Source organism: Pedomonas sp., from assembly GCF_036515995.1.
GTDB lineage: Bacteria > Pseudomonadota > Alphaproteobacteria > Sphingomonadales > Sphingomonadaceae > Pedomonas.
In genome coordinates this window covers 1-26,167 of the sequence record NZ_DATBUP010000182.1, presented here as the reverse complement: position 1 = coordinate 26,167, position 26,167 = coordinate 1, and the positions used below count along the sequence as shown (strand labels likewise).

Genomic DNA, 26,167 nt, shown 5'->3' with positions numbered 1-26,167 from the left:
GCCGCAAGGTGCTCGCCCTCTCCGCCGCATTCTGGAGCCTGGCAACCGGCCTGTGCGGCATGGCAGCCAATATCGGCCAATTGGCAGCAGCGCGTGTTGCCGTCGGCATCGGCGAAGCCGGCGGCTTCCCACCCTCGCAGTCCATCATATCCAGCCTGTTCGATGGCAAGCGCCGTGCAACCGCACTTGGAATTCTCTCGGCAAGCACATCTCTTGGCATTGTCCTCGGCCTGACCGGCGGCGGCATTCTGGCAGCCGCCTTCGGATGGCGCGAAGCCTTCTTGATCCTTGCTGCCCCCGGTCTGCCGCTTGCGCTGCTGATCTGGCTGACCGGCCCGCGACGCGCCAGGGACGCAGCAGCCCAGACGGCAACTGCACCGCGCAGCTCTGCCCTCGCCACCATGGCCGGACTCTGGTCGATCCGTTCCCTGCGCCAACTCGCCATCGCGATGGGAGTGTTCAACATCTTTGGATACGCCGGCGCCATCTGGCTGCCCACCTACTTCATGCGCTCGCACGGCATGACGGCTATGGAGGCCGGTGTCTGGCTCGGCCTCGGCGTGGCCATGGGCGGCGTCGCCGGCGCCATGTCGAGCGGCTTTATCGTAGACGCCATGATCCGGCGCAATGCGAGCTGGCAACTGCGCGTACCCGCGATCGGATTTTTCCTCGCCACACCCCTCATGGCCGCCATGCTTCTCGTACCGAACGGGGCCGCGATCGATCTGGCGGGTACAAGCGTGCCAGTCGTGGCGCTGCTGTCGATCTCCACAGCATTTCTCACCGCCCTCTGGGCCGGGCCATCCTATGCAGCGGCAGCCAATCTTGTGCAGCCTGAGCAGCGCGCACAAGCAACCGCAATGCTGGTTGTCGCGATCAACGTTCTCGGCAGCACCGTCGGACCGCTGCTGGCCGGCATGGTCAGCGACGTGCTCACGCCCAGGTATGGAATCGAGGGCCTGCGTTACAGCCTGTTTGTGATGGGCATCCTGATACCGGCTGGCGGTCTGATGTTCTGGCGCGCCGGGGCCCGCTATGCCGAGGACCTGGACAATTCCGGGTCAGCCCCGGGCACGACCGCAAAGACTGCTCCCGCGCCCGAAAGCCGGCAGCCTGCATAGTCATGCAAACTGTGCACACACAAAAGCACTGAGGACCTACAGTTCAGCCGCTGACCCGGATCGTCAGCGGCTGGCACATCGAGCATCTGCCCTCTCGAACGGCCCAGATTTTGGCCTGCCCTGAGCATTCGCGGTCACTGAACGTGTTCGCTGTTCCGGTTGGTGATACGTGCGATACCGAATTCATACTTTAGGTTATGCACCGAGATTGAAGTTTCGACCTCACGAATGCCTTCCAGTACGCGAATGCGGCCCAGGATGACTTCGTTCAACTGCTCGATGCTGGTAAACAGCCCCATGGCCAGCAGGCTGTAACGGCCAAGCAGTACAATGACACAGCTGATCTCCGGCATGTCGGACAGCTGGCGCGCTAATGTCGAGACCCGGCTGGGGTCGGCCTGGATGCCCATCATCACGAGATTCGGCGAGCCGGCCAGCCTGAAGTCCGTCACCACTGTGAACTGGATCAGCCCCTCGGCCTGCAGGCGCTTGATACGACTGCGAATGGTGCCTTCGGTTACATCCAGTTCAGCTGCAATCTGTCGGTTGGAAACACGGGCATCGCGGGCCAGCTTGGCAACTATGCGCCGGTCCAGATCATCCATGCGCTCCCCGTTCATAGCGGCACCACGTTGAACTCGAACTTCACGATATCTGCCGCAATACCGGGACTGAGTTCGCTGACACCCGCGATGCCGGCGACGTGATCGGTCAGAAAGACATTGATCTCCGAGAAGTCGCGCAAGGCAACCAGCAGTTCGATGTCATGCGCGCCATTCATGATGTTGGCGCTAAACACTTCCGGCAACCGGGCCAGATCACGCGCGACCTCGCGCACATCCCGGCCCTGCACCTTCACGCCCACTGCGATCAGCACATTGTAGCCGTGGGCAGCAAAATCCGTGACAGCCACGACCCGCGCCGCCCGCATCGATTCCAGTCGCCGCAGACGGGACGAGACCGTCGCGGCCGTGACGGACAGGCGATCCGCAATCTCCTGGTTGGTGGCACGACCATTCTGCCTCAAGATTTCGATTATCCCCTGATCAAGAGCATCGAGTGCCGGGGGCGAAAGCGTCTTACCGGATCGAATTTGCATAAGGCGCGTCCTCTGGAGCAATGATTTGTCATAATGGATCGGAAATGCAGACGCTAGCAACAGTGACGCGGCCTACCTCCGCAAGGCGATCATTATCAGGTGCTTAACCCAGAGAAAACCTCGCCCAAGCGGATCCTCCCCATCTGATAAGACTCAGCAGATCGCCTGGGGTGACCCTATGACGCTCAACCCCATGTCCGCAGGCCCCATATAAACCCGCCCTCAAGGCGCAGCACTGCTACGCAATCTACGGGCAGCTCCCCAAAAAAGCTTAATTGACTACAGTCCAATTTGCCCACATGCTACGCAAAACAAAAATTATGCTGGGGAGCGTCATGGAAGTTTTCGAGCCCGTCGCGGCGGCGAATGCCACTTTTACTCAAGAAGCGGACCTTGTCATCGTTGGTCTGGGTGCTGCCGGTGCATCAGCTGCGATCGAGGCCCGCACCAAGGGCATTGACGTTCTCGTGGTTGAACGCGCCTCGGGCGGCGGCGGTTCGACCGCCGCATCCGGCGGCTACATCTACCTTGGCGCCGGCACGGACGCACAAAAGGCGAACGGGTTCGAGGACACGGTCGAGAACATGATCGCCTTCCTCACCTGTGAGATGCCGAACCCGCCTCACGACAAGATCCGCGCCTATTGCGAAGAGAGCGTCTCGCACTACGAATGGCTGAAGGCGCAAGGCGTCCCCTTCAACACGAAGTACTATGGCGGCAAACATTATGAAGTGCCGTCAGACGAGACCCTGTCCTATACGGGCGGGGAGAAGGCTCATCCGCACATCACCGTGGCAAAGCCCGTTCCGCGCGGCCATATGGTAGCGGCTCCCGGCGCCGCCGGGCACGTGCTGATCAACACCCTCATCGAGGCCGCCGAGAATGCCGGCACCCGCTTCGAATACGATGCCAACGTCAATGCACTGGTTGTAGATGAAAGCGGCGGCGTCGTTGGCCTGCGCTTCCGCCGTGCCGGCAGTGACCACTTCGTGCGCGCCCGACGCGGGGTTCTCCTGGCAACAGGCGGCTTTGCCATGGATCCTGCAATGGCTGCAGAATTCCTGCCGGTCATGGCACGAGAAGACGTGCACATTGTCGGCAGTCCCTACTCCAACGGCGCGGGCATCAAGCTGGGCGTCGGCGTCGGCGCGGCAACCGCCCATATGGATGCGCAGTTGATCACCTCGCCGCTGTATCCGCCTGAAGGGTACCTGAAGGGCGTTTTGGTCAACAAGCTGGGCCGCCGTTTCATTGCCGAGGATTCTTACCACGCACGCACCAGCGAAGCGATTGTCCACCAGCCGGATCACACGGCCTATCTCATCGTCGATACTGCCATGTACGCCCCGCCCAGCATCGGGCAGCAGCAGTTGATCGACGTGTGGGAGGATTTCGCTACCATGGAGCGCGACCTGGGCTTGCCGGAAGGCTCGCTCCAGGAAACGATTGCAACCTACAATCGCGACGCCGCTCAGGGCGGCGACAGTGTCATGCACAAATATACTGAGTGGTGCCAGCCCCTGGTCGAGGCACCTTTTGCCGCGATCGACTGCTCGCTGGGCAAGGCCATATTCTCCGGTTTCAGTCTGGGCGGCCTTAGAACCGACGTGAACGCGCGTGTCCTTGATGCTTCGGACAATCCGATCCGAGGCCTGTTTGCTGCTGGGGCCACCGCTTCCAACCTCGCCCAGGGCAGCCTGTCCTACGCAAGTGGCGTCTGTATCGGCGAATCCACCTATTTTGCTCGTCGCGCCGCGCGCACCATTGCGGAGCATGCCTGACCGTGCGGGATGAAGCCAAGATGAAAGCCGGACTGCAGGCGTACGTCGACCGGATCAACGCAGGCGACGCCGATGGTGTGACCGCGCTGTTCGCACCAGATGCGACGATCGAGGACCCTGTCGGCTCCCCGATCAAGCACGGCCCGGAGATTGCTGCGTGGTTCCGCGATACTGTTGCGTTCAACACTCGCATTTACCCCGCCGCCCCCATCCGAGGTTCACACGGAGCGGAAGCGGCGCTGGCTTTTGACGTTGAATTCACACCGCCGGGGGCGCGCAGAATGCGCATCCGGTCAGTGGATGTATGCACGTTTGATGAACAGGGACGGATCACCAGCCTGCGCGGCTTTTGGGGCCCGTCCGATATGGAGGTTATTCCAGATGAAGCTTGAGGGGAAAATTGCGCTGGTCACCGGCGGCGGCCAAGGCGTCGGACGTGGCATTGCACTGGCATTGGCCCGCGAAGGCGCTGATATCGCGCTGTTCGGCCGTACTGCTGACAAGCTGGAGGCCGTTGCCGCTGAAGTGCAGGCGCTGGGTCGCCGTACGGCAACGCTGGCGGGCGATGTATGCGATGCAGGCTCGCTTGAGGCCGTGGTTGCCAAGACCAACGAAACGCTGGGCGGGATCGACATCCTCGTCAACAACGCCCAGATCGTGCCGCTTGGCCCCCTCATGAACGTCTCGGATGAGCAGTTCGTTGCCGGCTTCGAAAGCGGCCCTCTGGCTGCGTTCCGCCTGATGAAGCTGGTTCAGCCGATCATGGTTCAGCGGGGTGGCGGCACCATCTTCAACCTCATCAGCTCGGCTGGCGTGCGCTGGGACATGTCGAACTACGGCACATACGGTTCGGTCAAGCAGGCCATGCGGCCCCTGACCCGCGCGGCAGCTGCTGAATGGGGCCGGGACAAGATCCGCGTCCTCAACATTGCACCACATGCCATGTCCACCGGCATGGAGAAGTGGATCGAGCACAATCCGGAAGAAGCCGAAGCTTTCTTCCGCACCATTCCGCTTGGCCGGGTTGGCGACTGCGAGCGCGACATCGGTCGGGCTGTTGCCATGCTTGCAAGCGATGAGGCCGGCTATCTGACCGGGGCCACCATTCCGCTCGACGGCGGACAGGCAAACTTCGACTAAGGGGCTTGATACATGGAAAAAGTCATTTACGCCTTGTGGCGGCGCGAGGGTGAAAGCCGCGAGGCGCTCAACGAACGCTTGCTTGCTGAAACGGCACCGAAGTTGCTCGCCCTGCCGAACGTTCGGGGCCTGCGGTTCAACCTGCGCGATAAGGATGTTGAGCGCGCAAATGGCCTTTGCCGCCCGGTTACCGATCCTGAGATCGATGCCGCCATCCAGATCTGGCTCGATGTCAGCCATGATGCGTTCCGCGCACCGGTCGACGCGATCCTGAAGGACGCCGCCCAAGACATCGCCGCCTGGCTCGTTCTACAGTCGAGCGTCATTCCCAATACCCGGTTCCCATCCGAGGAAGGCAAGCGCACCGCGGGGTGGTCGCAGTTCTGCTTCCTGCAGCAACCGGATCATCTGGAATACGATCAGTGGCGCTACAACTGGCAGGTTCTGCACACGCCTGTCGCCATCGACACGCAGGACAACTTTGAATACCTCCAGAACCTGGTGATCCGCCCACTGATCGAGGGGCCGATCCGCTATGTCGCCATCGTGGAGGAGTGCTTCCCGGACGATGCCATGGATGATCCGCAGGCCTTCTTCGATGCACGCGGTGATCAGGCGAAGTTCGAGGCCAATCTGCAGGCCATGATGGACAGCTGCGCGCGTTTCATCGACCAGACCCGTATCGATGTTCTTCCCACAAGTCAGTACGAGCTGCGGAAGGTAAATTAACGCCCGGGCGATAGAGCAACCAGGAAAAAGGCGAGTTTCTGCGGTCGGCATCCAGTCCGGCATTAATCATTTTCCCTCGCGGTAAAATGAGGTAAGCGTTTACCTATGAAACGGAAGCGCATCTCTGGAGCCGACCGCCGCTCGTCCATTCTTGAGGCGGCAAGGTCTGTTTTTGCCGAACGTGGCTATGAAGGCGCCAAGACGCAGCAGATCGCTGCGGCGGCCAAGGTGTCCGAAGCATTGGTCTATCGGCACTTCCCCTCGAAGATGGCGCTTTATCGCGCCGTTTTGCGACAGTTGATTCGGGAGCAGAACGCAAACTTCGACAGCTTAGGCCTTCCAGAACCCAGCACACACAGTCTCGTGCTGACGATCAAACATTATTTCCGCAATTGCCTTAACGATCGACCGACCCATCAGGCCGAAGCAACGCGCATCATGCTTGCCAGCCTCGCGGGCGATGGCAGCTACGCGCGCCTGATCTACCGCCGGGCCATTCGCCTGATGACACAACCGGTGCAGCAGGCGCTGGAAGCCGCACGTGCGTCAGGCGACCTGAAAGGCGAACCGATTGATGCGGTCAACGTTTCGCTGTTCCTTGAGCATATCGGCAGCATGATTTCGGCCTCGCGCCTCACACCAACCCCCAGCATTCCGTACAACGGGGGTGACGAGGCTCTGTTGCGCACCGCCGTCTGGTTTTGCGGGCGCGGACTTGGACTGACCGACGAGGCGCTTGAAACCTATTACGATCGTGATCCAGAGGTAAAAGAGACTGCCGAGGCACCGGCCCGCAAAACGCGCGTGCGGCGCGCCTGAGCAGCGCCGCCGCATCGCCCTCAGCCACAGAGCTGACGGATGAAATCAACGCTGTTTTCAGAGGCCTTGGCCAGTCGGCTTTTGCCGAGCAATGCGGCCCAGTACCGCTCTGACCCATCCGCGATCCGCAACTCACGCAGGCGGCGCGTATAAAGTTGCAGGTCGTATTCCTCGCTTATGCCAATGGCTCCGTGTACAGCGTGGGCGATATTGGCGATCTGGACCGCGGCAGTGCTTGTCACATGCTTTGCCGTTGCTGCCCCTTCCAGGCTGGGCGGAAGGCCGCTGGCGCAGCCAATCTGGGATGCGAGCCGCGATGCCACGACCTGTTCCGCCATCACAGCCAGCTGTTGCTGAATCGCCTGCTGTTTGCCGATCGGCTTGCCGAACTGCACGCGCTCGTTTGCGTAGGTGACCGTCATATTCAGCAGGCGGTCCGCCGCCCCCGCCATATCGGCCGCGCGGATGACAGCAGCAATCGTACGCAGCCCTTCAGCAGGAGCCGCGCATGTCGGCCCTTGGGGCGCACCTTGCCAGGACAGGAACGCTGCCAGGCTCCCTTGCACCCCGGTGGCAGTTACCGTTGCCGAAGCCATGGGGGTCAGCACCAGCTGTCCCCCGACCTCGAGGAGCGCATGGCTGGCAACACATGCAAATGGGACCGCGCCCGTGGCCTGACCGCTGAGAACCGCCAGCACGATGGGACCAGCGGGACATTCGATCCCGGCATTGGCTAGGATGGCGCGCGCAACCATGGTTTCCGCAACGGGCGCCGGCACCGCATGGCGGCCCAGCGCCTGCAGCAACGGATGGATATCAGCGAGGGATAACCCCGCCCCGCCCGCGCTTTCCGGCACCAGGGCGTCGAGGAACCCGGAGTCGGTCAAGCCGGCCCACAGCGCGTCTGCCGGACCACTCGCCTCGATCTCGCGAACCGCGCCGGGCGCAGCCACGTCTTCCAGAAGGCGATTGAAGGGATCAAGAAGTTCGTTGCTGTCCATTAGCGTAGCCCCAGCCCACGGGCGATGATCCCGCGCAAGATTTCCCGCGTCCCGCCCCGCAGCGAGAAGCTGGGTGCGATCTGGCTTACGTACATCAGTGTCTTGTAAAGCTCGGCATCGACCGGTTCATCCGGGTGTCCGCCAAGATCGTCCCCGATCAGCGTCGGCACGGACTGCTCCAGCGTCGTCCCCAAGTCCTTGACCAAGGAGGCCTCGGTCACCGGGCTTTCGCCTGCTGCCAGCCGGGCCGTCACGGCAATGGACATGGCACGCAAGGTCGCAAGCTGCGCCGTCAGATGGCCGGCGAGCTCAGCAGTCCCATTGTCCAGCCGCCCTGCGGCCGCAACATGGCGTATCCAGGCATCGACCAGCACGATGCTGGAGTAGATGCGCTCCGGCCCGCTGCGCTCGAAAGCCAGCTCGGCGGTCACCTGATGCCAGCCGTCGCCTTCCCTGCCTATCAGAGCATCCTCGCCCAGTTCCACGTTCTCGAAGAAGACTTCGGCAAAGTGGGCGTCCCCCGTCAGATCGACAATCGGGCGGATCGTAACACCCGGCGCCTTCAGATCAACGATCAGCTGGGACAGGCCCTGATGCCGGTCTGCCGCGGTTCCAGACGTGCGAACCAGCGCGATCATGTAGTCGTCATGCATCGCATTGGTCGTCCAGATCTTCTGGCCGTTCAGCAACCAGCCCTTGTCGGTGCGCTCTGCTCGGGTACGCACACTGGCAAGGTCTGAACCGGAGCCGGGTTCACTCATGCCGATGCAGAAGAAGGCCTCCCCGCGACAAATGCGGGGCAGATAGAATTCGCGCTGGGCCTCTGTCCCGTAGTTGAGGATCAGGGGCGCGCTCTGCCGATCGGCGATCCAGTGGGCGCCGACAGGCGCACCGGCCGCAAGCAGTTCCTCGACCACCACGAACCGGGCGAACGGCCCGCGCTCACCGCCGCCATAGCGCTTGGGCAGGGACAATCCCAGATACCCAGCCTCGCCCAGGGCCCTGCTGAAGGCCGCATCAAACCCTTGCCAGGAGCGCGCCCGTTTATGCACGGGTAGGCTGGCGATCGCCTCGGCAATCATCGCCCGTACAGGCACGCGGAGGGCTTCGTCTTCTGCCGGAAGACGGGAAAGCGTCAGGCTGTCAAACACCGTGGCACACCCAGATCTAACTTCTCCCTGCATCCGCACAATGCGGAGCCGATCGGGTGTTTTCCTGTCATCAATGGAGCGAACAGGCTAATATTGATTTTCAGCCTTGCGATACATTCCGTAAATCGGCCTTTTCGAGCGCAAGCGCCTGAAAATTCAAGGCGAACGGGCTGGCTGTCTCACGTGACAGCGCAACCCCGGTCTCGATCCGGATCGGATCGGCAAGCCTGAGCAGCTTGACGCCTTCGGGTACGTACCGCGTCGCCTTGGATGGCATCAGCGCAACACCCAGTCCGCTCTGCACCAGGCTCATGATCGTATGCACCTGCGCCGCTTCCTGCGCCACCTTCGGCACGAACCCCGCATTATGACAGGCCATCAGGATGATCGCGTGCATGACGCTGATGCGCGTGAAGAGAATGAACGGCTCGGCAGCCAGCTGTGAGAGCGGCAAGGAGCGGCGCTGGGCCAGGGGACTGGACATCGGCACCGCCACCACCAGCTCGTCCATCTCGATGACCTGCGTGTCCAACTGGGTCAGCTCCAGCAGCGGCAGACGCACAATTCCTACATCCAGTTGATGCGAGCGGATCTTCCGGACAATGTCGATGCTTGCACCTTCCTCCAGCACCAGGTCCACGTTCGGGTAACGCCGGCGGAAAAGCGGAATCAGCTTGGGCAGAAGCTCGTAGGTGGCGGATCCAACAAAGCCCACCTGCAGCCGCCCTCTCTCCCCCAGGCTGCCCTCCCGCACGGCGTGGCGCACATGATCCGCATGGGACAACGTAGCACGAGCAGCCTCCAGCGCAGCTTCTCCCGCCGCCGTCAGCGACACGCCTCGCGGTCCACGAACGAACAGCGGCGCGCCCAATTCCTCTTCAAGCTTGCGAATGGCAACCGTCAGGGGGGGCTGAGAGATATGCAGTCGCTCGGCGGCGCGGTGAAAGTTCAGCGTCTCGGCAAGCGTGGTGAAATAGAGCAGCTGGCGCAGATCCATCGATAGCCAATCAGTATCAGAAACACTAAAATCAATATTAGCGCCCGTCGGCTGGCCTGTATAGCGCTACCGTGAGAAAACAGAACATGACTTGCGTCTTGGGAGAAGGCTTCGTGGAACCGTTCCTGATCATTGAACGTGATGGCCCTGTCGTGACCGCCACACTCAACCGCCCGAACGAGCGGAACGCGATTTCCGAACAGGAGCATATCGACGCAATTTCCGATTTCTGTGCCCAGACTACGCGTGATGCGACCATCAAGGCTGTGGTGCTCACCGGCGCCGGCTCTGCATTCTGTGCAGGGGGCAACGTGAAGAACATGCGCGACAAGAAAAGCATGTTCGGCGGCACGCCTTACCAGATTCGCAATGGCTACCGCTCCGGCATCCAGCAGATTCCGCTTGCTCTTTACGAACTCGAAGTGCCGGTGGTTGCTGCCATCAACGGCCCGGCGATCGGCGCCGGCCTTGATCTGGCCTGCATGTGCGATGTCCGTATCGCTGCCGAAGGCGCGATCTTTGCTGAGAGTTTCGTCAAGCTCGGCATCGTGCCGGGTGATGGCGGCGCCTGGCTGCTCCCACGCGTCATCGGCATGGCGCGCGCCTCGTTGATGACATTGACCGGCGATGCCATCGATACGGCAAAGGCTCTGGAATACGGCCTGGTGAGCGAGGTGGTGCCGGCAGACCAGCTGCTCTCCACGGCACAGAAGATCGCGCACCGCATTGCCGCCAACCCTGGTCATGCAACGCGCCTTGCCAAGCGCCTGCTGCGGGAAGGTCAGGATATGAAACTCGGGCCGCTGCTTGAGCTGTCTGCTGCCTATCAGGCGTTGGCTCATCATACCGCCGACCATCACGAGGCCGTCTCCGCTTTCCTGGAGAAGCGCAAGCCCGAGTTCACGGGCGAGTAACTGGCAAGGGACCGCAGACCATGAGCGACAAGCCGTCCGGCCCCCTGGCCGGTCTCAAGATCCTCGATCTGTCCCGCGTCCTGGCAGGCCCCTGGAGCACGCAGATGCTGGGCGATCTTGGAGCGGAAGTCTTCAAGATCGAACAGCCCGGACAGGGCGACGACACCCGCCGCTGGGGCCCTCCCTTCCTTCAGGACGGGTCCCGCGATTCCGCCTATTACCTGTGCGCCAATCGCAACAAGCATTCGATTGCCATCAACATCGCCGATCCTGATGGCGCGGCGCTGATCCGCAAGCTGGCAGAGGAATGCGACATTGTCGTTGAGAACTTCCGGGTCGGCGGCCTGGTGAAGTACGGCCTGGATTACAAATCCCTCAGCGCCGTCAACCCGCGCCTGATCTACTGCTCGATCACCGGGTTCGGACAAACCGGCCCTTATAAGGACCGTGGCGGTTACGACTTCCTTATCCAGGGCATGAGCGGCCTCATGAGCGTAACCGGCAGGCCGGACGACGAACCGGGCGGCGGCCCGATGAAGGTGGGAATTCCCATCAGCGATCTCCTGACGGGTCTCTACGCGACAATTTCCATTCTGGCTGCGCTCAACCATCGCAATCAGACCGGACAGGGTCAGCACATCGACTGCTCGCTGCTGGATACGCAGGTTGCCCTCTTGGTCAATCAGGCATCCAATTATCTGAACGGCGGCATGATCCCGCGTCGTCTCGGCAATGAGCACCCCAACACCGTACCGTATCAGGACTTCTCGTGCTCTGATGGCGATATTCTCGTCGCACTTGGAAACGACCGGCAGTTCCGCGCTTTTTGCGAGCTTATCGGCAAGCCGGAGCTGCCCGATGATCCCCGGTTTGTAAACAACGGCACGCGCAATGCTCACCGCAAGGCGCTTCAGGATGAAATGCGCCCTGCCATCAAGCGGTGGAAATCGGCCGACCTTATCGCCGCCATGGAAGCGGCCAAGCTTCCCGGCGGCAAGGTCAACGAAATTCCCGAGATTCTGGCGGACCCTCATGTCTCCGCGCGCGGCCTCATTCACAGCATGACCCGCTCGGACGGGACAGAAGTGAAAGTTCTGGGCTTTCCAGCCAAGCTGTCGGAAACTCCGGCGGATTATCGCCGCGCCCCCCCACGCTCCGGCGAGGACACGGTCCGTGTGTTGCGTAATGTTCTTGGCATCGATGACACGGAAATCGCACGCCTCCTCGACGGCGGCGTCATCGCGGAGGAACTATGATCAAAGGCCGTAACTTCATCGACGGACAGTGGCGGGAGGCAGCCTCCCTCCTGCCGACGATCAATCCGTCCGATCTTGACGAGACTGTTGGCGAATATGCCGTCTCGAGCGTTGCCGATGCTGAAGAGGCGCTGGCGGCAGCCCGCCGCGCATTGCCGGGCTGGCGGTCTTACAATACGCAAGCCCGCGCAGACTTGCTCCGCAAGGTCGGCGATGCGCTGTACGCCCGCGCCGAGGAGATCGGCACGCTCCTGTCCCGCGAAGAGGGCAAGACGCTGAAGGAAGGCATCGGCGAGGCCACGCGTGCCGCGCAGGTGTTTCACTTCTACGCAGGCGAGGTCGTGCGTCATCCCGGCCAGTGGTATCCATCGCTGCGCGATGGTCATAACGTCATCATCAGCTACGAACCGGTGGGCGTCATCTCCGCCATTACGCCCTGGAACTTCCCGATCGCCATTCCGGCTTGGAAGGTGGCTGCGGCCCTTGCCTACGGCAACACCGTCGTCCTGAAGCCGTCCGAATTCACGCCGGGCTGCGCCATCATCCTTGCAGAAATGCTTGAGCAGGCTGGTTTGCCCAAGGGCGCATTCAACCTTGTCCTCGGTGATGGCCGCGCGCTGGGCCAGACCCTGATCGACGGCGCGGACGCCGTTTCCTTCACCGGTGCGACGCCGACGGGTCGTAAGATCCTGCAGATGGCCGCACCGACCATGACGAAGGTTCAGCTGGAACTGGGAGGCAAGAACCCCTTTATCGTGCTGGATGATGCCGATCTGGATGTGGCCGTTGCCGCCGCCGCGCAGGGTACCTGGGGCCAGACCGGCCAGCGCTGCACCGGGTCCGAGCGCATCATCGTCACCAAGGGCATACACGATGCCTTTGTCGAGAAACTGGTCAAGGCCGTGGCAGGGCTCAAGGTGGGCCACGCGCTGGACGCGGATACGGACATCGGCCCGGTCGCCAACAAGCCGCAGTTCGACAAGAACATGACTTTTATCGAGAAGGCCAAGTCTGATGGAGCCGAGTTGGCGGCTGGCGGCGTCGCGGTAGAGGCGCGCACGCGCGGCTACTTCCTCGCTCCGACCCTGTTCCTGAATACGCACAATGAGATGGCGCTGAACCGGGAAGAGGTGTTCGGCCCGGTCGCCGGCGTGATCAAGGTCGAGGATTTCGACGAGGCGATCGCCGTCGCCAAGGACTGCGAACTGGCCCTGTCCTCAGGCATCGCCACCACCAACCTGAAGCATGCCGAGCGCTACCGCCGCGAGTCCAATGCGGGTCTCGTCATGGTGAACACGCCAACTGCAGGGGTGGACTACCACGTCCCGTTCGGCGGCCGAGCGCCGTCCGGTTACGGAGGCCGCGAACAGGGCACGGCCTCCGCCGAATTCTTCACCGAGATCAAGACGGCTTACATCAATCACGGCGTTCTTTAAGACGCATCAGGGGGAGGAAACAGATGGCCACCAAAGTCGGCTTTATCGGGCTGGGCGCCATGGGGATGCCCATGGCCTCGAACCTGCAGCGCAAGGGCTTCGATCTTAACGTCTTTGACGTCGATGCGTCCAAGATCGAGACACTCGCCGCGCTTGGCGCCCGCAGGGCATCGTCCGTGGCGGAGGCTAGCCGGGGTGCGGACATAGTCATCACCATGCTGCCCGCTACCCAGCATGTCGAGGCCGTGGTGCTGGGCGATGACGGCGTGCTTGCCAACATCGACGCAGACACCGTGCTGATGGACATGTCGACTATCGATGCCAACGGCACCGACCGCATCGCCGCCGCGTGCCGGGCCAAGGGCATTGCCTTTACCGATTGCCCGGTGGGCCGCCTTGTGCTGCACGCGGAGCGCGGCGAATCCCTGTTCATGGTCGGCGCCGAAGACGCAGTCTTTGGCCGTGTCGAGCCGCTGCTCAACGCCATGGGCACCACCATCTATCGGTGCGGCAAGCCGGGCATGGGCTCGCGCATGAAGCTCATCAACAACTTCCTGCTGCTGACCGTTGCTGAGGTTTGCGCCGAAGCCATCGCCCTTGGCACCAAGCTGGGGCTTGATATTGAGACCATGCGCGATGTCACGGGAGCAACAACCGCTCAGAACGGCCAATTCCATACCCTGATGGTCAACAAGGTGTTGAAGGGCGACATCGAACCGGGCTTCACTATCGATCTGGCTTTCAAGGACATGACGCTGGCCATGACTGCTGCCGCCGAGCAGCGCATCGGCCTTCCGGTAGGCGCCGCAGCCCACGCGGTCTTCGGCGGCGCCCGCGCGACGCCCTATGCATCGAAAGACTATTCGGCACTGCTCGACCTGGCCTGCGAGCGCGCAGGGGTGGAGGCGCCGCGCCTCAAGGCGTGAGCAAAGATCGGATCATGGTGGCGGCCCGGGTCTCTCCCAACGTGGTGGGTGCATGGTGGATGTTTCTGTCCGCCATCACCTTCACGCTGATGACAAGCCTGATTAAATTCCTGGGCAGCGACTATTCGGCAGCGATTCAGACATTTTATCGTCAACTTGCCGGGACTGTCATCCTGTTGCCGCTGATGGTCCGACACGGCCGGACAGCCTTTGCAACGGATCGCTTCGGTCTCATCCTGTTTCGCGCGGCAGCGACGGTTGGCGGCTTTATCCTGACCTTCGAGTCTTTCCGCCTGCTGCCCCTGGCCGACGCCAACGCCATCTCGTTTACGCGAGTGCTCTGGGTCGTGCCCATTGCCGTGTTTTTCCTGAAGGAGCGGGTCGGCCCGCTGAGACTCTTCGCTACGATTATTGGGTTTGCAGGCATCCTGGTGATGATGCCGCCCGAGGCAGGGGGCGGCATCGGCTGGCCTCAGCTTGCCGCTCTTGGTGGAGCGTTGCTGCTGGCTTTCGCCAATGTCAGCGCCAAGTCGATGACGTCAAGCCATGGGACGCTCACCTTGCTGGTCTGGGCGTCAATCCTCGGTCTGGTGCTGTCGCTGCCAATGGCGCTGGCCGAATGGCGTTGGCCGTCTGCAAAGGATCTTGCCTTGCTCGCCACCATGGGCATGGCCGGTGTGCTGAACCAATACTGCTCTCTTGTCGGACTGAAGGTGGGCGACGCAACAGCCGTGATACCCGTCGACTACAGCCGCCTGGTGATGGCCGCTGCGGTTGGCTTCGTATTTTTCAATGAAATGCCTCAGCTCAGCACCGCCATTGGCGCTGCAATCATCGTTGGCTCGACATTATTCATTATCTGGCGCGAGCAGCAGGCGGGCAGGAAGCCGACCTAGCCGCCCCTGCCCGTTCCTGCCTTACTCCGGCAGGTTTGGCGCCCAGGCGACGCCATTGATATGCCCGCCCCCGTCGACGAAGAGCGTGTTGCCGGTCAGATACCGCGCATCTTCGCTGGCCAGGAACACGGCCACGCCCCCGATGTCCTTCTCCGGATCACCCATACGCCCCATCGGGTTTGCCGCTTCCATGACGGTGGCAAGCTCCGGCTGCCGCTCCGAAAAGGTCCGGAACGACGAAGACGCCGCCGCCGGGCAGATGATATTGGCGCAGATGCCGTAAGGCGCCCACTCGCGTGCGGCAGTACGGGTCAAGGCGCGCAGCGCCTCTTTGCTGATGTTGTAATCGGTCGTGCCGACATGGGCATTCACGCCGTTCAAAGACCCAACGTTGATGATCCGGCCCCAGCGATTGCTCTTCATGTACGGAAAGGCCGCCGTCATCGACCACTTGGCCGCCCAGAAGTTGATCTTGAGGGCATGCTCGAAATTCTCGTCGGGCATCTTCTCGACGCGATGATATCCCATGCCACGATAAGCATTGTTGACGAGGATATCGACCGAGCCGAACTGCTCGGCGCAGGTGGCGACCATTGCTTCCACCTGCGCCTGCTCGGTGACATCGCATTTGAAGAACTGGGCCCGTGCGCCCGCTGCTTGCAAGGCTGCAGCGGCAGTTGATCCCGTCTCTTCATTGAATTCGGCCACCAGCACAGCAGCCCCTTCAGCTGCAAAGCGCTTTGCCATGCCCAGGCCCACGCCGTCTCCTGCGCCGGTGATGATTGCTGCCCGGCCCGCCAGTCTTCCCTCAGCCATGATACGCCTCCCTCATTTATTCTGCGCAATATGACATTCCAGAGATTGACGATCGAGCAGGATTCTAGGCGGGACCATCCAGGCTCCTGCTTTTGCTAGCTTGCAGCCGGAAATCCCGTTTAGAGAAAAATACCCCCTGCCTTGCGGCAGGGGGTAGTTGCGTTGCTACTTCGGGAAGTTCTGGCCCTCTCGAGCCACTATTCAACGCCGCGGCCAGGCCCGCTGGAACAGGCGGGTATCTGGAAAAGCGTCAAATTCAGTCAAACTTGAAATGGTTCAGGTCCGGCTTGCGCGTCCAGTTCCAGTAGTCGACCAGCCGGAACGGGAAGGACATGAAGTTCCGCCCCTTGCTGTTCTTGTAGTAGCTCTTGGCGCGCGGGTGCGACCAGATCATCTGTGGCAGACGATCATCAATTTTCTGGTTCCATTCATTATAAGCTTCAAGTGTCGGCTCGATGACGGACGCACCACGTGCTACGACCTGATCCAGACACTCGATAATATAATGGACCTGTGCCTCCGAAATCATGTTCTGGCCTGCCGCATGGTTGGGCGCGCTGTTCGGGCCTACGGTCAGGAAGTAGTTTGGATAGCCGGGGACCGCGACGCCAAGGTACGAACGCGGATCTTCCGGACCCCACTCCTCTCCAAGATTGCGGCCGTCGCGCCCGATAATCTTCAGATTGCCGACCATGTTCGCCACGTCAAAGCCCGTGGCGCACACCAGTATATCGACCTCGATTTCCCGCCCGTCCTTGAGACGAATGCCATTGGGCAGGATGCAGTCGATCGTCTCGGTCTCCAACGTGACGTTGTCACGCAGCAGGGCATCGAACCAGCCATTGTCCAGAACGATCCGCTTGGAGAAAATCGGGAAATCAGGCGTGAGCTTCTCGATCAGGTCGGGGCGATCCTTGAACTTTGCGTGCAAGTAAGACAGCGCATACTGACGGACCGTCTCGTTGTATTCCGAGACCGCCAGCATGTTGCCTTCCCATGCCGGGTCCATCACCACATTCGGGTACAGACCATCGGCTGACGCCCAGTAAATGCGGAATCGGAACCACTCGAAGAAATGCGGAATATGTCGCAGCGCCCACTTCATATTCTCGCTCACGGCGTGGCTGAGCTCGGGATTGTACAATACCCAGTGCTTTGAACGCTGGAACACCGTCACTTGCGCAGCCTCGCGTGCAAGGGCCGGCACGAGCTGTGCCGAGCTAGCGCCAGTGCCGATCACGGCAATGCGTTTACCCTTGACCTCGACGCTGGCATCCCAGCCTGCCGTATGCATCTTGATGCCCTCAAAAGCATCGATTCCTGCAATCTTGGGCCAGGACCACCGGTTGACCGGACCATGGCCGTTGATCACCGCATTGACGACCAGGACCTCCTGCGAACCGTCCTTCTTGCGAACCGTGACGCTCCACAAGTTGGTCGCATCATCGAAAACGCAGGACAGAACTGTCGTCTCGAAGCGGGTGTGGCGCCGCAGCTGATGTTTGTCCGCAACCCGCACGAAGTAGTCCTGCATGTCGCGGCCCTGCGGATGGTAATGATTCCACTCCGGGTTCAGCTCGAAGGAGTATGAATAGAAGTGGCTGGGCGTATCCACGCCCACGCCCGGGTAGACGTTCTCAAACCAGGTACCGCCGACATCAGGGTTCTTCTCGATGATGACGTACTCGTACCCCGCCTCCGCCAGCTTGATGCCTGCCACGATGCCGGTCAGGCCAGCGCCGATCACCAGCACTTTGAAGCCCTTCGGCGGAGCCTTGCGGTCCGGCACTTCCCTGCGCGGCAAGGGCTTCTCGAAGCCCATCTGTTCCAGCAATAGCGGAATAAACTCGTCTTCGACCTGCTCGCCGACACCAACGCTCATCATGCGCTGCATCAGATCCAGCGGCAGCGGTTCGGTGCGAGCAGCACCCGGTTGAGTCAGCACCTGCAGCAGGCGGTCTCGAAGCTCGTCGGCCAGTTCGGCTGGAATGTCGCTGGGCTGGCCGGAAAGAACCGGGCGGATGTGGGGGGCGAACCTATCCAGCATGGCCTCGTCGTGGGTCATATGGACATAGACCATCAACAGGGTCTGCACGTTCACTTCCGCCAGTGCGGCTCGAAGCTCGGCACTGTCCTTCATTGGAAGCAGGCGGTCGCCCAAACCCACGGTTGCATCGTCCCTTGCCATTGTCCAACCCCTCTCGTCCGGCTATCGGCGTCAATCTTGTAAGTGTTCACTTACAGAAGGCGAGGGTCGGCGTCAATGGAACTTGCGCTGGCGTTGTGGATTGCTGCGCCCTGCTTGCAGAATACCCCCCATTTTTGGCGACAAGTCGCTTGTTTCGGGTCAGGCAGCCCTTGGGCTATTTTCCCCGGCCCGGAAACTCAGTCTTGCTGAATCGGGAGGTTTCAGCAGCAATCCGGCCGGCCTAACTTGTGCAAGGGAAAGCCTTGGCAGAATACCCGCCGGCTTTGGGCCGACCTGCCAGCCAATGCCGGCTTCTATGTGCAGATATGGAGTTTAAAGTGACCGCGACAGTGCGCATGCCGACCCTTTTCATTCCTCATGGAGGCGGTCCGTGCTTCTTTATGGAAATGCCGCTGGGCTGGCCTGCCGACCTCTGGGACGGAATGGAGGCCTATTTGCGCGATCTGCCCGCCACTCTCGAGGAGCGCCCCCGCGCGATCCTGATCATTTCGGGCCACTGGCTGACCAAGCGGCCGACAGTGAACGTTGCGGCGCACCCGACGCTGCTCTACGACTACTACGGCTTTCCCGAACACACCTATCGCCTCACCTACCCTGTTGCCGGCGCGACGGATCTGGCCCCCCGCGTCGAGGCCCTCCTGACCGAGGCCGGCCTGGCCATGGACAAGGAGGAGCGACGCGGGCTTGACCACGGCGTCTTCATCCCGCTGAAGGTAAGCTATCCAGAAGCGGACGTGCCGGTGCTCCAGCTCTCGCTGCAGCAAGATCTTGATCCCGCCCAGCATTTGGCAATCGGCCGGGCGCTCGCCCCGCTGCGCGACGAAGGCGTTCTCATCATCGGCTCGGGCATGAGCTACCACAACCTGGCGCACTTCGGACCCGGCCCCGGGGATCGCGACGCCGAGCAGTTCGACAACTGGCTGTACGAGACGTTGACCCGCGTGGATCCTGCCGAGCGCGAGAAACGGCTGAACGAGTGGGAAGCCGCACCCGGCGGACTGGCATCCCATCCCACGTCCGAGCATCTACTGCCGCTGATGGTTGCCGTCGGCGCGGCGGACAATGCGCCGGGCACGCGTGATTACAATGAGCGTCTGCTCGGCAAGGCCATTTCCGGCTTCCGCTTCGGCTGAAGCCGGAATTGACCTCAGCGCCCGTCAACTGGCGGGCGCTGGCTTGGGGTCATGACTGAGATGCTCATAGGCGAGCCGCCAGCCTGCAGGCGTGTGCTTGTAGAGGTTGGTGCCGTGCCCGCCGCCGGAGAGCACCTGGCCATTCTTCGTTGTTCCCCGATAGCTATAACGGAACACGACCAAGGCCGAGCTTGAGTCCCGTGCCAGCCACTGCGCATCGGTCATAGCATAGACCTCGTTGGGCAGCACTGACCAGGTTTGCTCGAACGCAGCGCGCACCTCGCTGAGGCCCCGGTGCGTCTTCTCCGTGAAGACAAAGAGGGCGTCCGGCGCAATGACCGTCTGGGCCAGTCGCTCGAAATCATGGGTATTGATGAGTTGTCGGTAACGCTCGAACGCCGCCTCGGGCGTATCCCGTCCCTCGACTTCGGCAGCCACCGCCGGCTGCGCTGTCGGCGCCGCTCCCAGCAACGACGACGCAATGACAGCGCCCAGGATCCTGACTACCAGCTTGCCTCGCACCATGATCTCAGCCTTCAATAGAGCGGCGCTGAAACGCCGATGCCCGATCTTTCATCCGTTGTTAAAACGGCATCGGCCAGAAGACGAGGCGTTATTTATGGGGGCTCAAGCGCCCCGCTTCTCAATCTTTGTCAGAATATATTGTCCGCCAGCCTGGTTAAAACTGAACGAAACCTTGTCTCCGGGACGAAGATCGATGATCTGGTCCAGATTCTGCGCCTGAAAGTCAGCCGTTGCAGCTGGCCAGTCCAGTTCCTTGACCGCCTCGTGAGCAATCGTCACCTGATTGCCGGCAATCGCGGTGATCGTACCCGTTGCGGTATATGTTTTATCATCCTGAACCTCATCGCCGCTTAAAGCCGTTGCGGTTGCCTGTTCTGCGGACTGCCCCTGCCCTTGCCCCTGCCCGCAGGCTCCCAGAACCAGGCAAGCCGCCGATGCCGCGCTGATGATGATGTATCGCTTCATGCCGTCATTCCCCGAAAAGGTACGATCCATGGCGGCAGGCTGGTCCGCGGCAAGCGGCCAGCCCGCCGAGAAGGATACGCATTGGACAGGTCTTGGATGCCTTGTTCACTCCTGGAAGACGCACTGAAATCTGTTGCATGCACGGAACAGCGGAGGACAGGCCATCCTGCGCCGGAGCAGAGTCACGCAGCCCCGGCCTCCCGGCCCAGAGGCGGGTTCTCTTCAGTGTGCGGCTCGGCTGCCAGACCTTCGGGCCTGTTGGGAAAAGCACCTATTACGGGCTCCTCGGCTTCCTCGGTCGGCGTTAGGACCGGTTGCGTATCAGCCATGACGCGATCAATGATGGCACGAGCAATCTCTCTTTCGCCCATGATGACTGAAGTTGCTCCAAGATCGGTCAGATACTGCACTTCGGCGTCCGAATGAGCGCGAGCAATGACATCCACGATCGCATTGGCCGCCTTGGCTTGCTGGACGATCTGCCCCGCCTCGAACGCATTGGGAATGGCGACGATAATGCGCTGTGCCTCAGCGAGGTTTGCAGAGCGCAGAATATCCGCCTTTGCCGCATTGCCCGCGATCGTCTCGATGCCTTGGTCCCGAAGGGCAAAGACAGTCTTTTCACTGTCTTCAATGACCAGATAGGGCAGATTACCGCTTTTCAGAGAGTCACCCACGAGACTGCCGACCCGGCCATAGCCGACCAGAATGGTATGACCGGTTTTCTCGGTCACCCGATTCTCTTCCTGCTGCCCAACCTCAGGTGCAACCGGGCTGGCTTGAGCAACGGACTTCGTGCCTGCCATAGAACTGAAGAGGGCGTTCTTTTCCAACCGGGGCCGAAGCCAGCCGATTGCCCCAAAGGCAACGGGATTAAGCAGGATCGACAGGATTGCGCCCGCGAGGATGAGGTCCTGACCCTGTTCGGGTAACAGGCCAAGACCCACGCCGAGGCCCGCAAGGATGAACGAGAACTCACCGATCTGCGCAAGACTGGCGGAGATGGCCAGAGCAGTCGAGATCGGATACCCGAAGGCCAGCACGATAAAGAAGGCGCCGACCGATTTGCCAATCATGATGATAAGCAAGGTTGCGAGCACCGGCCAGGGCTCGTTCACCACGCTCATTGGGTCGAACATCATGCCAACCGAGACGAAGAACAGCACTGCGAACGCATCGCGCAGCGGCAGTGTTTCCTCCGCAGCCCGATGGCTGAGCTCGGATTCGCTCAGGATCATGCCGGCAAAGAATGCCCCCAGTGCCAGCGAGACGCCGAACAGCTTGGCCGCACCGAAGGCAACGCCAAGAGCAATGGCGAACACTGCAAGGCGGAACAATTCGCGCGAACCGGTGTGCGCCACATAGTGCAGCACCCACGGGATGACCCGTCGTCCCACAATCAGCATGAATGCCACGAAGGCAACCACCTTCAGCAAGGTAATGCCAAGCACCCCCCAGATGCTGGCATCTGACGGCACGCCGGGCGCGCCATCGCTTGCATTTAACATCGTTGCCAGCGCGGGCAGCAGCACCAGCGCCAAGACCATGGCCAGATCTTCGACGATCAGCCAGCCGACAGCGATGCGCCCCTTCTCGGTATCGATCAGCCTGCGTTCCTGAAGCGCGCGCAGCAGCACGACTGTACTGGCTGTGGAAAGTGCCAGGCCGAAAACGAAACCGGACTCGATGGTCCAACCCAGTGCCCAAGCCAATGCCGAGCCCATGACCGTGGCTATAGCGATCTGAACGACCGCACCTGGCACTGCTATTGCTCGCACGGACAGCAAGTCTTTCAGCGAGAAGTGAAGACCCACGCCGAACATGAGCAAAATGACGCCCATTTCCGCCAGTTCGGGAGCCAAGGACTGATCTGCCACGAAGCCTGGCGTATGAGGCCCGACCATTACGCCTGCCACCAGATAGCCCACCAGCGGCGGGATACGTAAGCGGCTGGCGATCGTGCCAAGAATGAAGGCAAGACCAATGCCGCCGACGATAGTAGCGATCAGGGGCGTATCATGGGGCATGCGTTAGTCTGCACTCCACTTCTGGGCTGCAGCCCGACAAAAGGCAGGGGGTGGGTATAAGCACATTATGGAAAACGCACGTACGCCTGCGCAAGTCTTTCATGGAAGAAATTTCATGCCAGGCCGCGTTTACCAAATGCCTCCTTCTATTTAATTCTATAAATATTATCCAAATAACGTCCCTGATATTTTATTTAAAAAATCAAGTTTCCAACAATAATCTGAAAACGAAACGACGTTATAACAATAAATTAAAAGGAAATTAGATAAGATTATCCATATTCTTTTAATAAATAAATCGCTATGAGATCTCCGTAGTGGAAATTATGCACTTACTTTTCAATTCATAGAACACATTGAAAACAATTCATTCGCCATCCATAAAAATATAATCATCACATAATGAAGATCATGTCACTGCTTCAACTCTACCAGTAATATGCCCATGGGCCCGAAATCGTTTCGGAATCGGCCTTCTCTGCTCATGAGAAATTAAAGACACTGGACAACTTCGCCCGAATGGATGCGTTCGAAGTTCTTAGACCCAGGGCCTTCCGGTCACATCTGTCTTCCGACAGCCGCTGTCTTCGCGCGATCCGGCCCTTGGCTATTAATGGGCCAGTTTTGCCCTACACTCGACTTGAGAACGGCGCGCAGGGCTGCTACCGCTGAAGCCTGCCAGCTGCTATCAAAGGCGGTAGTTTTGTTGAGTTTGCCAACGGGGTTGGACCATGGATGAAGACTTTCGCAAAGCCGCTCTGGATTATCACCGCTCGCCGCGCCCGGGCAAGCTGGCGGTCGAGCCGACCAAGCGCATGGCGAACCAGCACGATTTGTCGTTGGCCTATTCTCCTGGCGTCGCTGCAGCATGCGAAGCAATTCAAGCCGACCCCGAAACAGCGCGTGAATATACGGCGCGTGGCAACCTTGTTGCCGTCATCACCAACGGCACGGCCGTCCTCGGACTTGGCAATATCGGCCCGCTTGCCTCCAAGCCGGTGATGGAAGGCAAGGCCGTCCTGTTCAAAAAGTTTGCCGGCATTGACGTATTCGATATCGAGGTCAGCTCCAACGACCCCGATCATTTCTGCGAGGTTGTGGCCGCCCTCGAGCCCACCTTCGGCGGCATCAACCTTGAGGACATCAAAGCACCGGAATGCTTCGAGATTGAACAGAAGCTCCGCAAGCGCATGAGCATTCCGGTGTTCCATGATGACCAGCACGGCACTGCCATTGTCTGCGCGGCTGCAGTGCGCAACGGCCTGCTGCTGCAAGGCAAGCGGATCGAGGATGTAAAAGTTGTTACGTCCGGTGCGGGCGCAGCCGCCCTTGCCTGCGTGGATCTATTGGTTGAGATGGGCGTGAAGCCCGAAAACGTCACCCTGACCGACATCAATGGCGTGGTCTACGAGGGGCGTGACGACAACATGCCGCCGAATATGGCCCGCTATGCCCGCCACACCGATGCGCGCGCCCTGAATGAGGTGCTGATCGGGGCAGATCTCTTCCTTGGCCTGTCCGCACCGCGCGTCCTAAAGCCCGAATGGCTGCCGATGATGGCCGACAAGCCGCTCATCCTCGCTCTGGCCAATCCCGAGCCGGAGATCCTTCCGGATCTGGTAAAGGCCATTCGTCCGGATGCCATCGTCGCAACGGGCCGCTCCGATTTCCCGAACCAGGTCAATAACGTCCTGTGCTTCCCCTACATCTTCCGCGGCGCACTCGATGTGGATGCCACCGAAATCAACGGCGCAATGAAGATCGCAGCGGTAGAGGCCATAGCGGAACTGGCTCGCGCTGAGGCAAGCGAGGTGGTTGCAAGCGCTTATGGCGGCGATGCACCGCTGTTCGGCCCCGAATACATTATCCCGAAGCCATTCGACCCGCGCCTTTTGCTTGAAATTGCGCCCGCGGTTGCCCGGGCGGCGATGGCATCGGGTGCCGCCAAACGGCCAATCGCCGATTTCCAGAGCTATCGCACCGAACTGGAGCGGTTTGTGTACCGTTCCGGCCAACTTATGCGCCCCGTATTCGAAGCCGCGCGCCGCGCACCCAAGCGGGTTGCCTATGCCGAAGGCGAAGACGAACGGGTACTGCGGGCTGTACAGACAGTGCTCGACGAACGGATCGCGGAGCCGGTCCTGATCGGCCGCAGAGCAATCATCGAGGCGCGCATCCGCGAAATGGGCCTGCGAATGCAGCCCGGCGTGAACGTCCAGATCCTCGACCCGGCAGATGATCACGAAACCTTCAACCCCTTGATGGAGCGCTACCAACAACTGGTAGAGCGGCGAGGTGTACCACCCACGTCTGCGGAGCGCCGCATTCACCGCCGCCCCAACATCGCGGCAGCCATGCTGCTGCAGGCAGGCATTGTGGATGCCGCCCTGGTCGGCGGCCGCAGCGACTGGTGGCAGCAGACCCGAGACGTTCTGCCCATCATTCCGCACAGCCCGTCCGTGAGCCGCGTCTACGCCATGTCGCCGGTCATACTACCGTCCGGCGTTTTGTTCCTGTGCGATACGCACATGAATCTCGACCCCACGGCAGAGCAAATCGCCGAGATGACCCAGTTGGCGGCCCACACCGTGCAGCGCTTCGGCGTTACACCCAAGGCAGCCCTTCTGTCTCACTCCAACTTCGGCGCAAGCAATTCACCCACGGCCCGCAAGATGCGCCAGGCCCTCACGCTCATTCGTCAAAGCTGCCCGGATCTTGAGATTGACGGTGAAATGCATGGCGATGCCGCTCTGGCCGAAAGTATTCGCAGCAAAATGGTCACGCGCAGCCCTCTGACCGGCTCCGCCAACCTTCTTATCATGCCGACGCTGGATGCTGCCAATATCAGTCTTACTCTGCTGGCCGCAGCCAATGACGGCCATCTGATTGGCCCGCTGCTGCTCGGCATGTCCAAGCAGCTTCATGTACTGGTACCCAGCACCACGGCACGCGGTATTGTGAATATTACAGCGCTTAGCGTTGCCCAGCTTCAGGCCTGAGTCCAAGCCAAAGCCCGCAGATACCAAAAAGCCATCAGTTGCACCCTGCAACTGATGGCTTTGTTCTTTCCGGAGCGGAAAAGAGCAGTTACTCGCCCTGCTCGCCCGCTTCCTGAAAATAAGGCTCGACGGTGCCCGTCAGCTTGATCGTCAGCGGATAGCCGTGACGGTCGCGGGTATTGCCAACCGGCACGCGAATCCAGCCTTCGCTAACGCAGTATTCGTCCACGTCAGTGCGCTCCGCGCCACGGAAACGAATGCCGACGCCACGCTCAAGCACGGCCGCATTGAAGTAAGGGCTCTTCGGATTGATGGACAGGCGGTCCGGCGGCGTATCGCTCATAGGCTTGCACTTTCGATTGGGCGTTTCTCGTACTGGACCGCATATAACGGCACCTCTCCTCAAAACCAAGCGGACTGTCAGAGTGATGCCGGGGGCGCAGAAACCTCAATTTTTAAATTATTACAATAATAATTCAAAAATATAAACGCTATACAATCCAATATTCCCTTTAAAATAGCGGAACCTGAGAATTTCCGGCTCGTTCTCCGCCTCAATACAATCGCATTTAATTTAACATTATTTGGATTTATCAATTCCATTGAGCGGTTAAATTGCACTTTACGGGAGATGTGCACATGTCTTCCTTAAATACCATATTAAATTATTTTCAGGACGCCGCCACAGAATTTCTAGGAATAGATTTATACGATATAAAAATGGCGG

At 60.5% G+C, this 26,167-nt stretch carries 24 protein-coding genes; 13 read left to right on the top strand and 11 right to left on the bottom strand.

Translation table 11 applies throughout. The features are described 5' to 3' along the window. Window positions 1–1,121: MFS transporter (locus VIG90_RS13505; protein ID WP_331594047.1), on the top strand; the 1,121-nt coding region annotated here is incomplete at its 5' end. A gap of 134 nt (window positions 1,122–1,255) precedes the next feature. Here VIG90_RS13505 and VIG90_RS13500 read toward each other — a convergent pair. Next, entirely contained in the window at window positions 1,256–1,726 is a 471-nt protein-coding gene (locus tag VIG90_RS13500) for an Lrp/AsnC family transcriptional regulator (protein WP_331594046.1), read from the bottom strand. A gap of 11 nt (window positions 1,727–1,737) precedes the next feature. After that, complete coding sequence (locus VIG90_RS13495) at window positions 1,738–2,220, bottom strand: Lrp/AsnC family transcriptional regulator (protein WP_331594045.1); 483 nt, start codon at window positions 2,218–2,220, stop codon at window positions 1,738–1,740. A gap of 335 nt (window positions 2,221–2,555) precedes the next feature. Between VIG90_RS13495 and VIG90_RS13490 the strand changes: the two genes are divergently transcribed. The 5 genes from VIG90_RS13490 (at window position 2,556) to VIG90_RS13470 (ending at window position 6,689) form a co-directional block, all read left to right on the top strand. Next, window positions 2,556–4,001 (top strand): FAD-dependent oxidoreductase, encoded by a 1,446-nt coding sequence (locus VIG90_RS13490; protein ID WP_331594044.1) that lies wholly within the window; start codon window positions 2,556–2,558, stop codon window positions 3,999–4,001. A 20-nt stretch (window positions 4,002–4,021) separates the two neighbouring features. Next, window positions 4,022–4,393 carry a steroid Delta-isomerase gene (locus VIG90_RS13485; RefSeq protein WP_331594043.1) on the top strand — a complete coding sequence of 124 codons (372 nt, stop codon included), beginning with the start codon at window positions 4,022–4,024 and terminating at the stop codon, window positions 4,391–4,393. Beyond that, window positions 4,383–5,141, top strand: a complete 759-nt coding sequence (locus VIG90_RS13480) for an SDR family NAD(P)-dependent oxidoreductase (RefSeq protein WP_331594042.1) — start codon at window positions 4,383–4,385, stop codon at window positions 5,139–5,141. The genes VIG90_RS13485 and VIG90_RS13480 overlap by 11 nt, the downstream gene beginning before the upstream one ends. A 12-nt stretch (window positions 5,142–5,153) precedes the next feature. Further along, window positions 5,154–5,870 (top strand): hypothetical protein, encoded by a 717-nt coding sequence (locus tag VIG90_RS13475; RefSeq protein ID WP_331594041.1) that lies wholly within the window; start codon window positions 5,154–5,156, stop codon window positions 5,868–5,870. A 105-nt stretch (window positions 5,871–5,975) separates the two neighbouring features. Beyond that, window positions 5,976–6,689, top strand: coding sequence for a helix-turn-helix domain-containing protein (locus VIG90_RS13470; RefSeq protein WP_331594040.1), 714 nt, complete (start codon window positions 5,976–5,978; stop codon window positions 6,687–6,689). Window positions 6,690–6,709: 20 nt separating this feature from the next. Here VIG90_RS13470 and VIG90_RS13465 read toward each other — a convergent pair whose 3' ends face one another. The 3 genes from VIG90_RS13465 to VIG90_RS13455 form a co-directional block, all read right to left on the bottom strand. Continuing rightward, on the bottom strand, window positions 6,710–7,690 hold the full coding sequence (locus VIG90_RS13465; protein WP_331594039.1) for an acyl-CoA dehydrogenase: 981 nt from the start codon (window positions 7,688–7,690) through the stop codon (window positions 6,710–6,712). Beyond that, a complete protein-coding gene (locus tag VIG90_RS13460) occupies window positions 7,690–8,841 on the bottom strand; it encodes an acyl-CoA dehydrogenase family protein (protein WP_331594038.1) in 1,152 nt (383 codons plus the stop codon). The genes VIG90_RS13465 and VIG90_RS13460 overlap by 1 nt, the downstream gene beginning before the upstream one ends. 100 nt (window positions 8,842–8,941) lie before the next feature. Continuing rightward, window positions 8,942–9,838 (bottom strand): LysR family transcriptional regulator, encoded by an 897-nt coding sequence (locus VIG90_RS13455; RefSeq protein WP_331594037.1) that lies wholly within the window; start codon window positions 9,836–9,838, stop codon window positions 8,942–8,944. Window positions 9,839–9,924: 86 nt separating this feature from the next. On the opposite strand from VIG90_RS13455, the gene VIG90_RS13450 reads away from it, so the two are divergent. From VIG90_RS13450 to VIG90_RS13430, 5 genes are read left to right on the top strand one after another with little or no spacing between them, the layout of a single operon-like run. Further along, window positions 9,925–10,752, top strand: coding sequence for a crotonase/enoyl-CoA hydratase family protein (locus VIG90_RS13450; RefSeq protein WP_414695502.1), 828 nt, complete (start codon window positions 9,925–9,927; stop codon window positions 10,750–10,752). Window positions 10,753–10,772: 20 nt separating this feature from the next. Further along, on the top strand, window positions 10,773–12,008 hold the full coding sequence (locus VIG90_RS13445; RefSeq protein WP_331594035.1) for a CaiB/BaiF CoA-transferase family protein: 1,236 nt from the start codon (window positions 10,773–10,775) through the stop codon (window positions 12,006–12,008). Next, entirely contained in the window at window positions 12,005–13,444 is a 1,440-nt protein-coding gene (locus VIG90_RS13440; RefSeq protein ID WP_331594034.1) for an aldehyde dehydrogenase family protein, read from the top strand. The genes VIG90_RS13445 and VIG90_RS13440 overlap by 4 nt, the downstream gene beginning before the upstream one ends. A 23-nt stretch (window positions 13,445–13,467) precedes the next feature. Then, window positions 13,468–14,370 carry an NAD(P)-dependent oxidoreductase gene (locus VIG90_RS13435; protein WP_331594033.1) on the top strand — a complete coding sequence of 301 codons (903 nt, stop codon included), beginning with the start codon at window positions 13,468–13,470 and terminating at the stop codon, window positions 14,368–14,370. Between the two features lie 14 nt (window positions 14,371–14,384). Continuing rightward, window positions 14,385–15,266 carry a DMT family transporter gene (locus VIG90_RS13430; RefSeq protein ID WP_331594032.1) on the top strand — a complete coding sequence of 294 codons (882 nt, stop codon included), beginning with the start codon at window positions 14,385–14,387 and terminating at the stop codon, window positions 15,264–15,266. Between the two features lie 21 nt (window positions 15,267–15,287). Here the strand turns inward: VIG90_RS13430 and VIG90_RS13425 are convergent, their stop codons facing one another. Together VIG90_RS13425 and VIG90_RS13420 are read right to left on the bottom strand one after the other, a co-directional pair. Beyond that, window positions 15,288–16,082, bottom strand: coding sequence for an SDR family oxidoreductase (locus VIG90_RS13425; RefSeq protein WP_331594031.1), 795 nt, complete (start codon window positions 16,080–16,082; stop codon window positions 15,288–15,290). Between the two features lie 256 nt (window positions 16,083–16,338). After that, window positions 16,339–18,270 carry an NAD(P)/FAD-dependent oxidoreductase gene (locus VIG90_RS13420; protein ID WP_331594030.1) on the bottom strand — a complete coding sequence of 644 codons (1,932 nt, stop codon included), beginning with the start codon at window positions 18,268–18,270 and terminating at the stop codon, window positions 16,339–16,341. Window positions 18,271–18,608: 338 nt separating this feature from the next. Between VIG90_RS13420 and VIG90_RS13415 the strand changes: the two genes are divergently transcribed. After that, window positions 18,609–19,424: a class III extradiol ring-cleavage dioxygenase gene (locus tag VIG90_RS13415; protein WP_331594029.1), complete on the top strand. Its 816-nt coding sequence runs from the start codon at window positions 18,609–18,611 to the stop codon at window positions 19,422–19,424. Window positions 19,425–19,448: 24 nt separating this feature from the next. Here VIG90_RS13415 and VIG90_RS13410 read toward each other — a convergent pair whose 3' ends face one another. The 3 genes from VIG90_RS13410 to ybaL all read right to left on the bottom strand — a co-directional run bounded on the left by VIG90_RS13410 (window position 19,449) and on the right by ybaL (window position 22,441). Further along, window positions 19,449–19,949 (bottom strand): nuclear transport factor 2 family protein, encoded by a 501-nt coding sequence (locus VIG90_RS13410; RefSeq protein WP_331594028.1) that lies wholly within the window; start codon window positions 19,947–19,949, stop codon window positions 19,449–19,451. A 102-nt stretch (window positions 19,950–20,051) separates the two neighbouring features. Continuing rightward, on the bottom strand, window positions 20,052–20,414 hold the full coding sequence (locus tag VIG90_RS13405) for a copper-binding protein (protein WP_331594027.1): 363 nt from the start codon (window positions 20,412–20,414) through the stop codon (window positions 20,052–20,054). 182 nt (window positions 20,415–20,596) lie between these two features. Continuing rightward, window positions 20,597–22,441, bottom strand: a complete 1,845-nt coding sequence (gene ybaL, locus VIG90_RS13400) for a YbaL family putative K(+) efflux transporter (protein WP_331594026.1) — start codon at window positions 22,439–22,441, stop codon at window positions 20,597–20,599. A gap of 731 nt (window positions 22,442–23,172) precedes the next feature. Between ybaL and VIG90_RS13395 the strand changes: the two genes are divergently transcribed. Next, window positions 23,173–25,440 carry an NADP-dependent malic enzyme gene (locus VIG90_RS13395; protein ID WP_331594025.1) on the top strand — a complete coding sequence of 756 codons (2,268 nt, stop codon included), beginning with the start codon at window positions 23,173–23,175 and terminating at the stop codon, window positions 25,438–25,440. Window positions 25,441–25,528: 88 nt separating this feature from the next. Here VIG90_RS13395 and VIG90_RS13390 read toward each other — a convergent pair whose 3' ends face one another. Further along, the gene (locus tag VIG90_RS13390) at window positions 25,529–25,783 is read right to left on the bottom strand and encodes a DUF3297 family protein (RefSeq protein WP_331594024.1); all 255 of its coding nucleotides are present in this window, start codon (window positions 25,781–25,783) and stop codon (window positions 25,529–25,531) included. Window positions 25,784–26,167 lie beyond the last annotated feature (384 nt).

Bases quoted from the DNA above. Each gene is read 5' to 3' on its own strand.
- VIG90_RS13440 (WP_331594034.1), top strand. From the start codon at position 12,005: ATGATCAAAGGCCGTAACTTCATCGACGGACAGTGGCGGGAGGCAGCC.
- VIG90_RS13430 (WP_331594032.1), top strand. From the start codon at position 14,385: ATGGTGGCGGCCCGGGTCTCTCCCAACGTGGTGGGTGCATGGTGGATG.
- VIG90_RS13465 (WP_331594039.1), bottom strand. From the start codon at position 7,690: ATGGACAGCAACGAACTTCTTGATCCCTTCAATCGCCTTCTGGAAGAC.
- VIG90_RS13405 (WP_331594027.1), bottom strand. From the start codon at position 20,414: ATGAAGCGATACATCATCATCAGCGCGGCATCGGCGGCTTGCCTGGTT.
- VIG90_RS13450 (WP_414695502.1), top strand. From the start codon at position 9,925: ATGACTTGCGTCTTGGGAGAAGGCTTCGTGGAACCGTTCCTGATCATT.
- VIG90_RS13420 (WP_331594030.1), bottom strand. From the start codon at position 18,270: ATGGCAAGGGACGATGCAACCGTGGGTTTGGGCGACCGCCTGCTTCCA.
- VIG90_RS13490 (WP_331594044.1), top strand. From the start codon at position 2,556: ATGGAAGTTTTCGAGCCCGTCGCGGCGGCGAATGCCACTTTTACTCAA.
- VIG90_RS13480 (WP_331594042.1), top strand. From the start codon at position 4,383: ATGAAGCTTGAGGGGAAAATTGCGCTGGTCACCGGCGGCGGCCAAGGC.
- VIG90_RS13455 (WP_331594037.1), bottom strand. From the start codon at position 9,838: ATGGATCTGCGCCAGCTGCTCTATTTCACCACGCTTGCCGAGACGCTG.
- VIG90_RS13470 (WP_331594040.1), top strand. From the start codon at position 5,976: ATGAAACGGAAGCGCATCTCTGGAGCCGACCGCCGCTCGTCCATTCTT.
- VIG90_RS13475 (WP_331594041.1), top strand. From the start codon at position 5,154: ATGGAAAAAGTCATTTACGCCTTGTGGCGGCGCGAGGGTGAAAGCCGC.
- VIG90_RS13435 (WP_331594033.1), top strand. From the start codon at position 13,468: ATGGCCACCAAAGTCGGCTTTATCGGGCTGGGCGCCATGGGGATGCCC.
- ybaL (WP_331594026.1), bottom strand. From the start codon at position 22,441: ATGCCCCATGATACGCCCCTGATCGCTACTATCGTCGGCGGCATTGGT.
- VIG90_RS13425 (WP_331594031.1), bottom strand. From the start codon at position 16,082: ATGGCTGAGGGAAGACTGGCGGGCCGGGCAGCAATCATCACCGGCGCA.
- VIG90_RS13485 (WP_331594043.1), top strand. From the start codon at position 4,022: ATGAAAGCCGGACTGCAGGCGTACGTCGACCGGATCAACGCAGGCGAC.
- VIG90_RS13500 (WP_331594046.1), bottom strand. From the start codon at position 1,726: ATGGATGATCTGGACCGGCGCATAGTTGCCAAGCTGGCCCGCGATGCC.
- VIG90_RS13495 (WP_331594045.1), bottom strand. From the start codon at position 2,220: ATGCAAATTCGATCCGGTAAGACGCTTTCGCCCCCGGCACTCGATGCT.
- VIG90_RS13390 (WP_331594024.1), bottom strand. From the start codon at position 25,783: ATGAGCGATACGCCGCCGGACCGCCTGTCCATCAATCCGAAGAGCCCT.
- VIG90_RS13395 (WP_331594025.1), top strand. From the start codon at position 23,173: ATGGATGAAGACTTTCGCAAAGCCGCTCTGGATTATCACCGCTCGCCG.
- VIG90_RS13445 (WP_331594035.1), top strand. From the start codon at position 10,773: ATGAGCGACAAGCCGTCCGGCCCCCTGGCCGGTCTCAAGATCCTCGAT.
- VIG90_RS13410 (WP_331594028.1), bottom strand. From the start codon at position 19,949: ATGGTGCGAGGCAAGCTGGTAGTCAGGATCCTGGGCGCTGTCATTGCG.